12 protein-coding genes are annotated in these 14,821 nt (G+C 53.0%); 5 read left to right on the forward strand and 7 right to left on the reverse strand.

The window, feature by feature from the left end; genetic code table 11:
- Window positions 1-168: 168 nt before the first annotated feature.
- Window positions 169-2,598 carry a TonB-dependent receptor gene (locus DK507_RS04930; protein WP_109355259.1) on the forward strand — a complete coding sequence of 810 codons (2,430 nt, stop codon included), beginning with the start codon at window positions 169-171 and terminating at the stop codon, window positions 2,596-2,598.
- 115 nt (window positions 2,599-2,713) lie between these two features.
- Window positions 2,714-5,203, forward strand: coding sequence for a TonB-dependent receptor (locus DK507_RS04935; protein WP_162558900.1), 2,490 nt, complete (start codon window positions 2,714-2,716; stop codon window positions 5,201-5,203).
- 89 nt (window positions 5,204-5,292) lie between these two features.
- On the opposite strand, the gene DK507_RS04940 is transcribed toward DK507_RS04935, so the two are convergent.
- The gene (locus DK507_RS04940) at window positions 5,293-6,153 is read right to left on the reverse strand and encodes an alpha/beta hydrolase (protein ID WP_109355261.1); all 861 of its coding nucleotides are present in this window, start codon (window positions 6,151-6,153) and stop codon (window positions 5,293-5,295) included.
- 17 nt (window positions 6,154-6,170) lie between these two features.
- A complete protein-coding gene (locus tag DK507_RS04945; RefSeq protein WP_162558901.1) occupies window positions 6,171-7,610 on the reverse strand; it encodes an NAD(P)/FAD-dependent oxidoreductase in 1,440 nt (479 codons plus the stop codon).
- A gap of 73 nt (window positions 7,611-7,683) precedes the next feature.
- Here DK507_RS04945 and DK507_RS04950 point away from each other — a divergent pair, with 73 nt between their 5' ends.
- Entirely contained in the window at window positions 7,684-8,445 is a 762-nt protein-coding gene (locus DK507_RS04950) for a hypothetical protein (protein WP_162558902.1), read from the forward strand.
- On the opposite strand, the gene DK507_RS04955 is transcribed toward DK507_RS04950, so the two are convergent.
- The 3 genes from DK507_RS04955 to DK507_RS04965 all read right to left on the reverse strand — a co-directional run bounded on the left by DK507_RS04955 (window position 8,446) and on the right by DK507_RS04965 (window position 10,572).
- Complete coding sequence (locus DK507_RS04955; RefSeq protein WP_109355264.1) at window positions 8,446-9,252, reverse strand: hypothetical protein; 807 nt, start codon at window positions 9,250-9,252, stop codon at window positions 8,446-8,448. It lies immediately after the preceding gene.
- A gap of 63 nt (window positions 9,253-9,315) precedes the next feature.
- Window positions 9,316-9,792, reverse strand: coding sequence for a nuclear transport factor 2 family protein (locus DK507_RS04960; protein WP_109355265.1), 477 nt, complete (start codon window positions 9,790-9,792; stop codon window positions 9,316-9,318).
- Window positions 9,793-9,804: 12 nt separating this feature from the next.
- Window positions 9,805-10,572 carry a sugar phosphate isomerase/epimerase gene (locus DK507_RS04965; RefSeq protein WP_216822332.1) on the reverse strand — a complete coding sequence of 256 codons (768 nt, stop codon included), beginning with the start codon at window positions 10,570-10,572 and terminating at the stop codon, window positions 9,805-9,807.
- A gap of 189 nt (window positions 10,573-10,761) precedes the next feature.
- Here DK507_RS04965 and DK507_RS04970 point away from each other — a divergent pair, with 189 nt between their 5' ends.
- Together DK507_RS04970 and DK507_RS04975 are read left to right on the forward strand one after the other, a co-directional pair.
- Window positions 10,762-12,342, forward strand: coding sequence for a fatty acid--CoA ligase (locus tag DK507_RS04970; RefSeq protein ID WP_109355267.1), 1,581 nt, complete (start codon window positions 10,762-10,764; stop codon window positions 12,340-12,342).
- Window positions 12,343-12,368: 26 nt separating this feature from the next.
- Window positions 12,369-13,106 carry an enoyl-CoA hydratase/isomerase family protein gene (locus tag DK507_RS04975; protein ID WP_109355268.1) on the forward strand — a complete coding sequence of 246 codons (738 nt, stop codon included), beginning with the start codon at window positions 12,369-12,371 and terminating at the stop codon, window positions 13,104-13,106.
- 113 nt (window positions 13,107-13,219) lie between these two features.
- Here the strand turns inward: DK507_RS04975 and DK507_RS04980 are convergent, their stop codons facing one another.
- Both DK507_RS04980 and DK507_RS04985 read right to left on the reverse strand, forming a co-directional pair.
- Window positions 13,220-13,978, reverse strand: a complete 759-nt coding sequence (locus tag DK507_RS04980) for an SDR family NAD(P)-dependent oxidoreductase (RefSeq protein ID WP_109355269.1) — start codon at window positions 13,976-13,978, stop codon at window positions 13,220-13,222.
- Between the two features lie 53 nt (window positions 13,979-14,031).
- The gene (locus DK507_RS04985; protein ID WP_109355270.1) at window positions 14,032-14,820 is read right to left on the reverse strand and encodes a ThuA domain-containing protein; all 789 of its coding nucleotides are present in this window, start codon (window positions 14,818-14,820) and stop codon (window positions 14,032-14,034) included.
- Window position 14,821 lies beyond the last annotated feature (1 nt).

Raw genomic sequence — 14,821 nt, forward strand, 5'->3', positions numbered from 1 at the left:
GAAATCTAACATATTTTGAGCATTTCAGACTTAAGAGTGATATTTTTGCGACAGTTTTTGCATACAGTTCGCATTATTATAAAATTTGTCTGGACAAATTTGACTGACAGTGGAAACTAACGATTGGAGATAATTGTCCGGACAATTGGACATCAGGGAGAAGCTATAATGAAAACCGTACTTAAAGGCCTTTTGCTGGCTGCTACAGCGGCAACCCCGACACATGTACTTGCGCAGGACGTCGGACAGCAAGATGCCGTAGAATCCGATAATGTTATCGTGGTTACTGCTCGTAAGAGAGAAGAAAGCCTGCAAACGATCCCTGTTGCAGTTAGCGTTTTTGGTGAAGATCTGATCGATGATGCAAATATTTCTGGATTGGAGCAAATCTCTGACTTCACTCCTGGCTTTCAGTTGCAATCTGCATTTGGTCGCGACGCTGATCGCCCCGTCATTCGTGGCACATCGAACATTTTGATTTCTGAAGGCAAGGTCGGTTTCTTTATTGATGGCGTGCCATTTGTAGGTGCCTCGACTGCGCTCGACCTGGAAAATTATCGCCGGGTAGAAGTGATCAAAGGTCCGCAAAGTGCGGTCTTTGGTCGCGGTACGCTCTCTGGCGCCATAAACTATGTGTCCAAGCAGCCCGATGATGAGCTGACCGTTGATTTTGAGCTAACTGCTGCGACCCATGATGACTATGACATTTTTGGCCGTGTCGCCGGGCCCATTGGTGACGGATTGAGTGGCTTTGTGTCCGGAAAATATAACAGCTTCGGTGGCGACTATACCAATTCTGTCACTGGCAACAGTCTGGGTCAGGAAACTCTCACAATTTCTGCGGGACTCAACTACCAAAGCGAAGGTTTTGAGGCCAGTGTCATATATCTTCGGACTGAAGACGATGATGATCATTATGCAATCGGACTTCAGGACTCCAGCTTCAACAATGTCTTTACCGCAGGCAGTCGGGGATATTTTCAAGGTGAAGTGGAGTTAAGAGAACCCATTGGTCTGAACACAGATGAATTGATTGAACCAGGATTAAACAGGAAGGCAAATCGCTTCATTGCAACGGCAACAGCGGAGCTGGGCGATTCTGGTTACACGGCGACAGCCTTGTTCGGTTATACGGATATTACCGAGCGAACCGGTACTGACCAGACATTCAACGATCAGACAGCCCTATTCATCAGCTCGCCATTTGTTTGCGCGAATTTCATACCGGATTGTGCTTTTGGTGTGTCGCCCTTTAATACTGATTCCGAGATCGAGCGTACTGCAATTTCGGCGGAGCTGCGATTTGCCTCGCCCCAGGACAAGGCGATCCGTGTCGAAATTGGCGGCTTCTTTTTTGACGATAAGACCAATGGCACCGATTACGGCCGTAAGCAGACTGAATTTGGTTTTGATTCTATCTCGGAAACAGATGTTACGACGAACCTGGCGGCATTTGGTTCCATCGAGTTTGACGTTACGGACCGTTTAACGATCGGCGGCGAGCTCCGCATTGCAAGAGAAGAAATCGGCACGCGGCCTGGAGCTTCCTATCGGCTCGGCGATTTGTTCGCAGGTGTTGCAGATCCTGATCGGATCATTGCAGGGGACGGCGCTGTCCGGAATGCAACGTTCAAGTCTGTTCTTCCCCGGATTACCGTAGATTATCAAGCTAATGACAATTTGTTGGTTTATGCCAAATATTCGGAAGGTAACTCTCCGGGCGGTTTCAACTCCACTGACGCGCCTACGACTACTTTTGGGGAGGAAAGCCTGAAAAACTACGAGGTTGGCATCAAGTCCGAACCTTTGGACGGCCTGCGCATAAACTTGGCGGGCTTCTTTATTGACTATAGCGATCAGGTGCTGACGAGCACGTTCACGACCGGAGCTGGCGGAGTGAATTCCTTCAGCGACAATATCGGAGACACAGAAATTTACGGCTTGGAGTTGGATGCCTCGTGGCGAGTAACCGATTTTCTTACGCTGTCAGGAACATACGCCTATATTGATGCTGAAGTTACAAATGGTGTCAGCACCGACCAGGCTATTTTGCTGGGCGGGACAACGGGCACAGGAACGGTCGCTGATCCTAATAATCCTGGTGCAACTCTGGTAACAACAGATGGCTGCACCAATCCAGCGGCGATTCTGGATGCCGGGCAAGTTCTTGGCGACGGCACTCTGACGACGGGCCCAACGCCTTGTGCCACTTTTGCCGATGTATCCGGTCAAGCTCCTCCATTGGTATCCAAACATCAAGCCACGTTCAGCGCAGCTTTGGATGTTCCTGTTGGAGACAGTGGCTGGGACGTTTTTGCGCGCGGCGATCTAATCTATCGATCTTCCTTCTTTGCACAAATTCATAATCTGGCGGAAACGGGAGACTCTACCAAAGCCAATTTTTCTCTGGGTGTTCGGAAGGATAATCTGTCTCTCAGGTTTTGGGTCAAGAATGCTTTCCAAGATAAAACACCACGCGGCATTTTGCGTTATGTCGATTTTTCCGCTCCGACGCTCAATGGTGTTCGGCAACGTGCCTTTGCAATTACCCCGCCTGAGAGACGGCAGTTCGGCGTGACTCTAAGCGGGTCTTTCTGATTGCATGTTTGTCTAATGCGAGTGGATGGAAAATACTTATAATTTTTGGTCAAAAAAACCGGACGATGATGCAGAAATTATGGTCCAGACAAATAAATCAAGGGGAGATGTGGGGATGCGATTAATATTAAAGGCTGCGCTATTATCGGCGACGATTTTAGGCAGTTCACCCGTTTACGCACAAGATACGGCTGATGAAGGTGTTGATGATAATTCCAATGTGATCATCGTTACGGCGCGTAAGAAAGAAGAGACACTGTTGGACGCGCCTTTGGCGGTTACCGTAATCGGTGAAACGGAGCTTGAAGGCGCTGGTTTCCAGGATATTACAGAAGTCACCAAGGCGGCACCGGGCGCTTTTGTTGAACCCTTTGGTGATAATACCAACGGCACGGCGCGCATTAACTCAACGCCACGGTTTCGCGGCATTACGTTGATCAGCGGCAACCGCTTGCAACAGACAGCAACGGTATTTCTGGATGGCGTATTCCTCAGCGGCGGTGCGCAGACCATTGGTATCAATGAATTGCAACGCGTGGAAATTATCAAAGGTCCGCAATCGGCTTTGTTTGGCCGCAACACTTTTGCTGGTGCGATCAACTATGTGACCAAGGATCCCAGCGACGAGTTCCAGGTTGATCTGAGCGTCACGGCGGCCACCCGGGATGAATATAATTTCGCGGCAGGGGTAGAAGGTCCGATTACAGACGGCCTGTCTTTCCGCTTGAGCGGTAATTATGATACGAAAGACGGCCATTTTGACAATATTGCTGTTCCTGGCCAACGCCTGGGTGACGAATCACAATGGTCGATCGCCGGCACGTTGCTGATCGAACCAAGCGATGGCATCCGCCTCAAATTGAGAGGGTCCTATCAGGAAATTGATGATGGCCCTGCCGCTTCTGTTTTGTACTTTGGTACCAGTCAGCATAATTTCGGGGGTTTTCAGTTCGTCAATGGCATTGCCGATCAAACGGACTCGGTCGTGCCTTCACCGGGCGGTGGTCGCGGCGAATCGGTCTTCCGCGGACGGATTACGGAACCTCCTGCTGATCGCATCGGACTGAACACAGCTCCGGAAAACCTTCAGGCATTTCTCGGTTTTTTGAATGATGGGCGTTCCGATCCCAGTGACGCGATATTTGATTTCAAATATAATCCGACGACGGTGGATGATTTCGGTTTGAACCTTGATTCATTGCGTCTGAGCGCAATTGGATCTGCGGACCTGACTGACAATATCGAGTTCAGTTTTCTGGCGGGATATAACAAGGAAAGATTTGGTTTTTACACAGATTTTGATTCAACTCCCGACAATAGTTTCACGAGCTTTACCGCACGTGAAACAGAAGATGTGACGGTTGAAGGGCGCCTGTCGGCATCTTTGTTTGATGATAGCTTGAATCTCTCTGCCGGAGCGAGCTACGTCAAAATCGATATTGATGAGCTGGGCGGAACGGCGAGTTTTTTTGGTCCGTCGATCTTCTTTGGTGACATTTTCCGGTCTGATCCCTTTGTGTCGGGTGCTGAAACTCTGGGCTTTTTTGGTTCGCTAGATTACCAAATTACGGACCAGATATCGATCACGCTCGAGGGCCGTTTCCAGAAAGACGAATTCAGCAATCCCGAGGTAAATGACGGTCTGGCGACGCCCATCTCGCCTGGGGAAATTAACAGCTTCCTGCCGCGCGGAACGTTGCGATATCAGCCGTCAAATTACACGACATTCTATGCAACCTACAGCGAAGGCAACTTGCCAGGCGGCTTCAATCCACAGATCGCTGGACTGGATGCACAGCAACTGGCCGAACTGGCCGCTTTGGCACCCGATGCCAGGGTGCTTTTTGGCGAAGAACAGCTGACCAACTATGAATTCGGATGGAAGCAACAACATCCTAGCGGTATCTTTGCTTTCAACCTTGCCGCCTTTTACATGAAACGGAGCGACGAAATTTTCAGCTCCATTGAGGTGATAACCGACACGGATCCGGGAGCGCCCAATCCGGTTCGTACGGTCAACTTCACGTCGAACGGGGCGAGCACCAATATCTACGGTGTCGAGTTTGATGCGACAGTGAACGTCAGTGAAAACCTGTCCATGCAGGGCTCTTTTGCCTATATTGATGCGAAGATTTCATCCTTTCCTGCCGACGGTGGAACCGGAGATTTTGGTGATATCTTTGGCCCCAATGCAGATATTTCCGGACAACGGGCACCGCGCTTCCCACCTTTGACGCTCTCATTGGGCGCAACCTATGAGGATGATTTCAATGGTTTTGGCGGCTTTTTCGATAGCTGGTATTTGCGCAGCGACCTTTATTTTACGGGCGACTATTTTGACAGCAATGCCAATGTCGCCGAGGTCGAGGAAGCAACGGATGTCAATCTTCGCCTGGGCCTGACGGGCCAGAATGCGGGTATCGAATTTTTCGTCACCAATCTTCTGAACGAAGACGCCCCGACAACGGCCTTCAACTTTGCGGATACAAGCTTTGGTACCCGTGCACTTCCCGGCGGGTTCTTCAACTTTGGCCGCGAAGGCGACCGTGTTGGCCTGCGTGACAAGCGGCAATTTGGCATCAAGTTGAAATATACGTTCAACTAGACTGGCAACGTCCATAGATAAAAAAGGCGTCTCTCAGGAGGCGCCTTTTTTTGATATTTGCGGTGCGGATAGAATATAGCGCGCTTCCCTTACCCGGTTAAAATTGCCACGAGTTCGTTGGGTGCCGTGATCATAGCGTCATGGCCAGTGGCCAGCGCATGATAGGTCCAGCTTGGGTCTGTTTGGGCCTGCGCGGCATGATAGGGAAAGCTGCTATTGGGCAGGACCGGCGCGGTGCAATGGATATAGTTGCGTTTCAGTCCCAGCGATCCGCCATTTTCAAGCTGGATCGGGTCCAGCCATGTTTTGAGCGGATGGGGTGTCAGTTTCCGTGCAACCCAATCATAGCCAGAGTGATGTTTTGGAATGCCCAGAAATTCGGGCGGGAAGGCTGCCATGGCAATTCCGTCGGGGGCGAAGCCTTCCAACGCCTTGCGGGTTTGTTCGATGACTGCCGGGCTGCGTTCTGGTCCTTGCGTAATCATTGTTTCGCCGTCATTTGGCAGGGCGGCATCGAGATAGATAATCTCGCTGATCCGATCCTTCATCGCGTCGGCAACACCGGTAATCACCATCCCGCCATAGCTGTGACCGACCAACACAATGTCGGTCAGGTCATAATAGTCGATCAGCGATGTGATATCTTTGATATGCGTGTCCAGCCCGACATCCGCTGACAACAGATGCGCACGTTCCGCAAGCCCGGTCAGTGTTGGCGTGAACACACGGTGCCCCAGTGCTTCCAGCTGCGACCGGACATCGCGCCAGCACCACCCGCCATGCCAGGCACCATGGATCAGAACGAAAGTCTGGGCGGTCTTCGTGGACCTTCGCTCTTGATGACTGGCACGCGATTTGGCCTTACCTGTCACCGAAGTCGCAAGACCTGTCGCTGTCACCGCAGCAATAAATGCGCGGCGACTGGTCAGGATTTTGGAGCTGTCACTCATGTCTTCCTATTTCTCCGCTAGACAAGGGCTAGCACTCTGCTTGCGGCCCTTTCAGCGGTTTCAAGCGCACCTTCCATACCGGGCCAGTTTTGCGTCATATGTTCGCCGGCAAAATGAAGCCGCTCGCCCTGATGCTGGACGGTGCTGGCAAGGGCAGCGCCGAGGCCCGTCCCAATATGGTGATAGATACCGCGTGCAAAAGGCTCCTTTTGCCAGCTGAACATGTCAAGATAAGACAATTTCCCCTTTGCCGATGGCCTGATCTTCTCAATGCGTGTGATTATTTCGGCGGCAGCCTGTTGCGGTTCCATCTTGTCGAGAGCTTCTGCAGCGGGGCCGTTGACCCATATCTTGAGCAATGGCGGGTCGCTGTTCAGCGTGAAGACCCGGCCGATTAGCGGGTCATCACTCCAGATATATTCCGGTAGGTCATCCTCTTTCCAGAAGGCATCGGACGCGCGCAGGAAAACAAAACTGGCCTTTGTATAGGGCAGTTGCTGGATGGTATCGCGCAGGTCTGCCGATAGGGCGGCGTCGATTTTCATATTTCTGACGGTGCTGAAAGGGGCTGTGCAAATTACCTGACGCGCTCCATATTTGCGTCCGTCGGTCAGGCTGACTTCCACGCCATCACCCTTGTCCTCGATTGCCGACACCGGGGCGCTTAATATGATATCCGAATTTATGGCATTGGTCATGGCATCGGTCATACGCTGCGAACCGCCGCGGATAAATTTGGTCGGTCCGGGATTTGCCTTGCGCGCAGTGCTGAACATGGAAAGCGTCCGCTGCATGTGGAGCATCGACATTTCTTCAAGCGTACGACCGTTCAGATTGGCGTTCATGAAGCGCATCGCTTCACCTGATGCACCTTGCGCCTTTAACCAGCTGGCAAGGGAGATATCCTTCGCGGTGATTGCAGGAGACATCCAGTCGGTGGTCGTTTCGAGCGCCGGCAGTTTGCGCATATAGGAGAAAAAAAGTGCATCCGGGCTCGTCTCCTTCTCATCATCCGCCAGCATATTTTGCGGCAGGTCCGGCCACTGATCCTTCAGGAAATTCTGCCCCCGGACATTATAAAGATAGCCGCCTTGACCGCTTTCGGGCAGATAGCGCTCAACGCCCAGTCGATCGGCAATGGTGTTGAAGCGCTTATAGGCGGCCCCAATCTGGACACCGCCGGCGTCGGGCGTTCCGGGCAGGTTGTCCAGCGTATATAGCCGTCCGCCAGTCCGATTATTGCCTTCCAGCAACATGACTTTCAATCCGGCCTGTTCCAGCTGCCAGGTTGCGTGCAATCCCGCCAGTCCGGCGCCGATCACAATCACATCTGCGGTAGTTTTGCCCCATGCCATGCGCGGTGCGACACAGGCGACAAGAGACGCGCTGGCACCACCGATAAAGGCGCGCCTACTGATTGCCCGCCCATTTATCGAATATCTACCGTCTTGCGTCATGTTCATATGTTGACAGAAACCACAGGTACAAGGCAAGGTAAATTTGTCCGGACAAATAAGAAAGAGCGGTCAGGTGAACAGATATCTAAACTATTTGATAGTGACGGTCTTGGCGATAATGGCGGTTCCCGTGGGAGCGGCGGATGAGCCGCTGGAGGGCGCCGGGATACTGGCGATGGCCCGGGAAGCGGCGGGTGGTGATGATTGGGCCAATGCCCGGACTTTGACCTTGTCCGGTCACGCCGTTTTCTATGGACCCAAAGGCCACGAACCGCGCACCAGAGCCAGCAGTTACCGAATGTGGCGCGTCTTTGATCCCGATCGTACTGTTGCCCATGGCGCGGATGGCAAGGTCCGCATCATCGCCAAAGATGCGGACAAGCTGATTTTCGAAGTGGGCTATGACGGAGAAACCACTTGGACGGAACGCGGGATCACGCCCAAGGCAGACGCGGACAAGTTCTGGGCGAGCAATTTTGGTTTCGGGATTATCCGTCAGGCTGACAAGCCCGGCTTTGTCGCCACCCGCTTGCCAGATGACGACGTCGGCGGCCATGCGCTCTACATGGTCGAGCTAACCGATCCAAAGGGCGGCAAAACCCTTTTCGGCATTGACCAGCAAAGCTATGCTATCCGTACCATGGGCTTTCGCACGCCAAGGGGTTGGCATTTGCGGGTCTATGATGATTTCGTGCGTCTCGAAGACCCGCGCTGGCTGCAGGCGCGTCATGTCACGCTTTACTATGATGGGCGCAAATCCAATGAGGTCTTCTGGACAGAGACCAAGGTGAATGCGGAAATTGATCCGGCGCTGTTTGCACCACCGCCCCAATGATCAGCCGCGGAAATTTTGGCTCGTCACATCCGAAGCTCTCTCGGCACCTTTAATCGTGCAACTGGCCTGCATCCAACGCAGGTTTAGGCCCACACGGCTGGCATTGATATCGGCCCAGCTATAGCTGACGGCGCTATCCGGCTTTTCGGGCTTGTGGACATAAAGAACCATGCTCGGCCGGTTGGTGCTGGGTTTCGGCCAATAAACGGCGCGCATGCGCAAGATTAACGGTTCTGCTCCGCTCTCTCCCCCGCCGACCATGACCCGTCCGCCCTGATCATGCAGGTTTAGTTTTTGGACGAACAACCAGTCCGGGCTGCCATCTGCCTTGGGTTCAGTCTTCTTCGCTGCGGCCCAGCATTCGACAGGGCGGGCGCGTTTCAATTGGGTTTCGGTGCCATCGGCAAAGCGCAGTTTTAATCCATCGGCATTCACGCCGGTAATCTGATAATCCTGATTACAAAGTTTTCTGTTTTGCAGCTTGCTATAGGCCCAACCCGCATCTGTGCGATCAAAATTGCGGGTACACCCACCCAATGTCAGGCTGTCTCGCTCTACACCTATGGCTGCATATCCCTTTAAAGGTGCCGCAACCGCTTTGCCGAACGCATCTGTCCGGGTGACGATCAGATCATCGCCTTGCTTTTCAATTTTCAGTGCAATCCACGGTGGTGGAGTCCGGCCCGCATCCTTTTCAAAATAGGCTTGCTCTTCATTTGTATAAACACCAAGCAATTGCTGATCCAGCATCGCACTATTTTGTGATCCGGCAGTGAGCGCAAGAGCGGAGAGGCTGGTGAGAAACATAGGGGTGGTCCTTTGCAAATTTGTCCGGACAATTTAACAGCAATTGCGCAGGACGCAACAGCGTTAGGCCATTGAGGCTGCACCTCGCTTGGCAGCCAGTTCGAACAGACCGCGATCACCCATTTCCCATGTCACGTTGAGTTGGGTCTTGTGGATCAGCCAGCCACTACCGTTTCGCTCCAGTTCGTGCACATAATAGCCGCCGATACTATGCATTTGCCGGTCGTCATTAACAACAAGATGGTGATGGGCGGCCATATAACAGGTACAGGTGGCGCTATCGCCCTCGAGGGTGATGATAAAATTTGTCAGCACATGCTGAGTGGCATCAAACGGCTCCAGCGTCGCTCGAACACCTGCGACCCAATTATCGGCTGGCATGGTACTGGCTGGATCGCCCGACCAGCTGGAGAAATCCAATCTGACCTCATCCGCGAAGATGGAGCGGTAGAGATCCCATTGGTGCCGGTCGATACCCGTGGCATATTTCAGCACATGGTCGGTAATGGTCGCCCGGTCGATCAAGTCATCATGTGTCATTCTCGTCTCCAATCACGCAAGCAACGCCTTGCTTGCTGATATTGCTTCAAACGCCCATTGTTCTGCGTCAAAATGTTGTCCGGGCGCATAATGGGGTACTTCAATGTCAAGATCGACATGATCTCCCAGAAGATCAATTAGTGCGCTGAGCGGGAACATGCCCTCGCCGGGGATCATCCGGTTCATCGCTTCCTCAACATAGTCATCGGATTGTCGAAAATGCGGGCCGTCGCATATCTGGGCATAGCCGATGATCCGGGGATCAACGGCGTTGAGTTGTTCCAACGTTCCACCTGTCCGGAACATATGAAGGGCGTCGATGGCGATTCTCAGATTGGCTTGGTTCATCGCCTCATGCAGTTTCACTGCTTTTTCAAGACTGTCGCAGCCTTTCGCAAAGCCGGTAAACTCCAGACCAATTTCCAATCCCAAACCGCGCACCGTTTCGCAAAGCGCGCCCAGTTGATCAGCGATGCGGGTAGTATCTGTTTCATGGATATGTGTGACGGCACGTTTGGCGCCCAATTCCGCGGCCAGCTCCAACGCGCCGGTATATTCGATGACATCAATCTCTGGCATGACCGGGAAATATTCGGCGTTGACGATAGAAACACCATGATCGGTGAGCAGAGATTGAAATTCTTCTCGATCACCGGCTGCCACAACCGGAAACATATTCTCACCGGCCTCTGTTTTAGGAGAGCTGGTAAATAGACAGATTTTCTTCAGACCCGCTTTTGCCGCGAACAGGACAAGCCCCGCCGGGCCACCTTGTGTCATTGTAATTTGATGGAGAGCCAAGTCGCGCATGGTTCAAATTTAGCCCAATCCACCATTATTGCACCTATGAATTTGGTGCACGGTCACTCATCGGGCTAGTCAATATGCTAGGCTGTCTCCACGGCTGTCGCGATTAGATAGAGAGAGAAGAATCGACCATAAGAAGGTCGCTAGAGACAGGACAGGACCATGCTGAAAGAAGATATTGTTACTATCGCGGACGTGATCCGGCAACAGGCCAAGGATCAGGGCGACGGGCTGGTGTTCACCTTTGAAGGGGACGAGATGACCTATGTCCAACTGGACGCTGGTAGCAGCCGGGCCGCCAACGGGCTCGCTTCACTGGGCGTCAAGAAGGGCGACCGGATCGCCTATATGGGCAAAAACTCGCATCTCTATTTCGAGATTCTTCTGGGTGCGGCCAAGATCGGTGCGGTGATGACGCCGGTCAACTGGCGGCTGGCTGGTCCGGAAGTCACTTATATTGTCAACAATTGTCAGGCCAAAATCTTGTTCATTGGCCCGGAATTTGTCGATCTGGTGAAGCAGATCAAACCGCAGTTTGAATATGTTGAGACCATCTTCTGCTCTGAAGAGGCGACTGAAGAATTTGCCGGCTATCCGGAGTGGCGTGACGGGTTTTCGGATGTCGACCCGATGGTGCCTTGCGCGCCAGATGACGACGCGCTGCAGCTTTATACATCGGGAACAACCGGCCACCCCAAGGGGGCGATCATGACCGGTTATTCGATTTTCGGGGCGCGCTCCAAGCTTACGGATGACGATCTGGCCGACTGGCAGAAATCGCAACCGGGTGAGACTATGCTGCTCGCCATGCCCTGTTTTCACATCGGCGGTACCGGGTCCGGGCTCGGCAATATGTATAGCGGCGGTCATGCCATTGTGGTGCGGGAATATGATCCGGCGCAGGCGCTCGATTTCATAGAGCAATATGGGATCAGCAAGATATTCATGGTGCCGGCCGCGATCCAGATATTGCTCAATCATCCGCGTGTGGGAGAGGTGGATTTCTCTAAACTCAAATATATCACCTATGGTGCTTCGCCCATTCCACTCGAAATGATGAAGCAGAGCATAGATATGTTCGGCTGCGAATTTGTGCAGATGTATGGAATGACAGAGACATCGGGAACAATTGTCGCGCTCCCGCCAGAGGATCATGATCCAAACGGCAACGACAAGATGCGTTCGGTCGGAAAGCCGCTTCAGGGTGTCGAAGTGAAGATCATCGATGATGATGGCAACACATTGGCTGCACGCGAAGTGGGCGAAATTGCCACGCGCTCGTCGTTTAACATGAAAGGCTATTGGAATATGGCCGAAGCGACAGCCGCGACAATCGACAGCGACGGCTGGCTGCGCACCGGTGATGCAGGCTATTTTGACGAGGACGGCTATCTCTACATCCACGACCGGGTGAAGGACATGATCATCTCCGGTGGGGAGAATATCTATCCAGCCGAGGTTGAAAATGCGATCTATGGCCATCCGGCCATTGCAGACGTAGCGGTCATTGGCGTGCCAGATGAAAAATGGGGCGAGGCTGTGAAAGCCTGTGTCGTATTGAAAGATGGCGCAGAGATGGATGAGGCTGATCTGATTGCCCATGCGCGGACCAATATTGCCGGTTTCAAATGCCCCAAGTCCGTGGACTTCATCCCGGAGCTACCGCGCAACCCGTCGGGTAAGATCCTGCGCCGTGAGTTGCGCGCACCCTATTGGGATGGCAAAGACCGGGCCGTTAACTAGATACTGACGGCCAAGGAGGATTTGCTTTGACGGATTGTGTATTACGGGAAGACCATGACGGATGGTCGATGCTGACGCTCAACAGGCCTGACAAGCTTAATGCGCTGACTGTCGAGATGTTTCGCGAATTGCGAAGCCACGTTGCGGACCTTCGCAAAGACGATGCGATTGGCTGTGTTGTCGTTCGCGGAACAGGCAAATGTTTTTCCGCCGGACATGATCTGAGCGATATCGCGGAGGGTGAAGAAGTGCCTTCGCGCGGCTGGCATTCCGAAACCCTTCGTTTGCTGGAAAAGCTTCCCAAACCGGTGATCGCGGCGGTGCATGGTCATTGCTATACTGGTGCACTGGAAGTGGCGTTGGCGGCCGATTTCATTCTGGCCGCTGATAGCGCGCGCTTTGGTGACACCCATGCGAAATGGGCATTGACTCCGGTCTGGGGCATGAGCCAGCGCCTGCCGCGCCGTGTCGGTATCGCAACGGCCAAGCGCCTGATGTTTACGGCGGATATGATAGATGCTGAGGAGGCTGTACGTATCGGTCTGGCGGAATATACCGTGCCAATCGCGCAATTTGATGACGAGATTGTGCAGCTGGCCGAGAAAATTGTCTCTAACTCCGGCTTCTCTCATGCCGCAAACAAGCGGCTTTTAGAGGCAACCGATGGCGATCCGCTCGATGCGGGCTTGCAATGGGAAGTGATGGAATCGGAAGGCCATGGTCCCGATATGCATGACCGGATTTCGGCTTTTACAAAGAAATAGTGGTTGGGGAGGGGGTGAGAGGTCCTAACAAACCTCCACCCCTCTCCAACTCGACTATGGCAGCAAGCTGCCAAGTCTGCGTTTCCTCTCCCTCAAGGGGAGAGGAGTGTAGCTTAGAATTGAACGCGCTTGGTAAAGCCGCCATCAATCACCAGATGCGCGCCGGTGGTATAGCTTGATGCCGGGCTGGCGAGGAAGACCACGCTGCGGGCGACATCATCGGCTTCACCGAAATCACCGAGGGCAAAGCCTGCTTTGGTCATCTCATAAAATTCTGGCATACCCGCTTCGATTTGCGACCAGTTGCCGCCCGGGAATTTGATCGGCCCCGGGGATACCATGTTGACGCGAATGCCTTTGGGGCCAAGCGCCTGGCTGAGCTGGCTGCCATAGGTGATCAGCGCCGCTTTCATGGCGTTAAACGCTTGCGGTGCAACAAATGTTTCAAACGCAGCGGTCGATGACATAAAGATCACCGAACCGTCATCTGATTTCTCGAGATGCGGTTCGAGCACTTCAAGAGCCTTCACAGCACCGATAATATCGGTATTGAAAGTGACTTCCCAATCACCAGTCGCGCCCGCACCGGAAGAGCTGACATTGTGGATGAAGATATCACAGCCACCGAGTTCACCGGCTGCCTTTTCAAGCCATTTGGGATAACCCTCGGCATCGGTCATATCGAAAGCTTCGGCAAAAACTTTCCCGCCATGGGCTTCCAGTTCGCTTTTGGCTGCGGCCACTTGCTCGGCATTGCGCGAGAAAAACGCGACATCCGCGCCTTCTTTCGCGAAATGCTCTAGCGCAGCGCGCCCTAGTCCGCGGCTACCGCCGGTGAGAATAACTTTTTTGCCCTTCAGTCCTAAATCCATTTTGCTCTCCTTTTAAAAGTCTTGGGGTTTGTTTTGCGTCTAGAATTCTGTGCCTAAAATTTCGCAATTGCGGGCTGACAGCACCATTTGATGCCACGGCGCAACAGGTCATAGATGATCGGCTGCTGCCAACCGGAACGGTCTACTTCTGGCCACCAGTCGAGGACCGGATCCATGTCATAATGGCCGCGGCAATGCCCCATGGTCAGATAGAGCACGGCGCCTTCACCCATCTTGCGAATATAGAAAACCGGATGACGGCTTTTTTTTATATCGCTGTGGACGAAGCCACTAATATCATCCTCGCCATTATATTCTGTATCGAGCAGGACATCGATTTCCGCGCGGGTCTCGACCAGATATTGCTCATCCGTGGTTTCAAAACTCGGGATGCCCTTGACCAGCGGATGATCCGGCTGAGCATTGTCGACGGTGAACGGGATGATCGGCGGATGGGACAGAAACCGGCTGCCCAATGTGTCGACAAAGGTCGGCATGTCATCGGGCGCGTCGACCCGGCCGTCTTCAAGAAACTTCAAGACGCTGTTGGTGCCATGGAGCGCAAAATATTGCCCGCCGCCTTTGACGAAGTCCTGAATGTTTTTCTGTGCCGCTTCGCTGGGCAGCAGATCACAGGTATAGCTGATCAGGATATCGGCGTTCTTAATCGCTTCGAGATTTTCATAATCTTCGAAGACCCGCACTCGGATACGGTCATCCTCGGCCAGCAGCTTTAATATTTCGAGCCGGGCAAAATCAATATCGTGATATTTGCCAGCGGCGACCAATACGCATCTGATCGGTTTCTGGTCGGGCCTGCGTTCGGGTGGAGTTTCGCTCATA

The organism is Sphingorhabdus sp. EL138, assembly GCF_900258045.1.
In the GTDB taxonomy this organism is placed as follows: domain Bacteria; phylum Pseudomonadota; class Alphaproteobacteria; order Sphingomonadales; family Sphingomonadaceae; genus Parasphingorhabdus.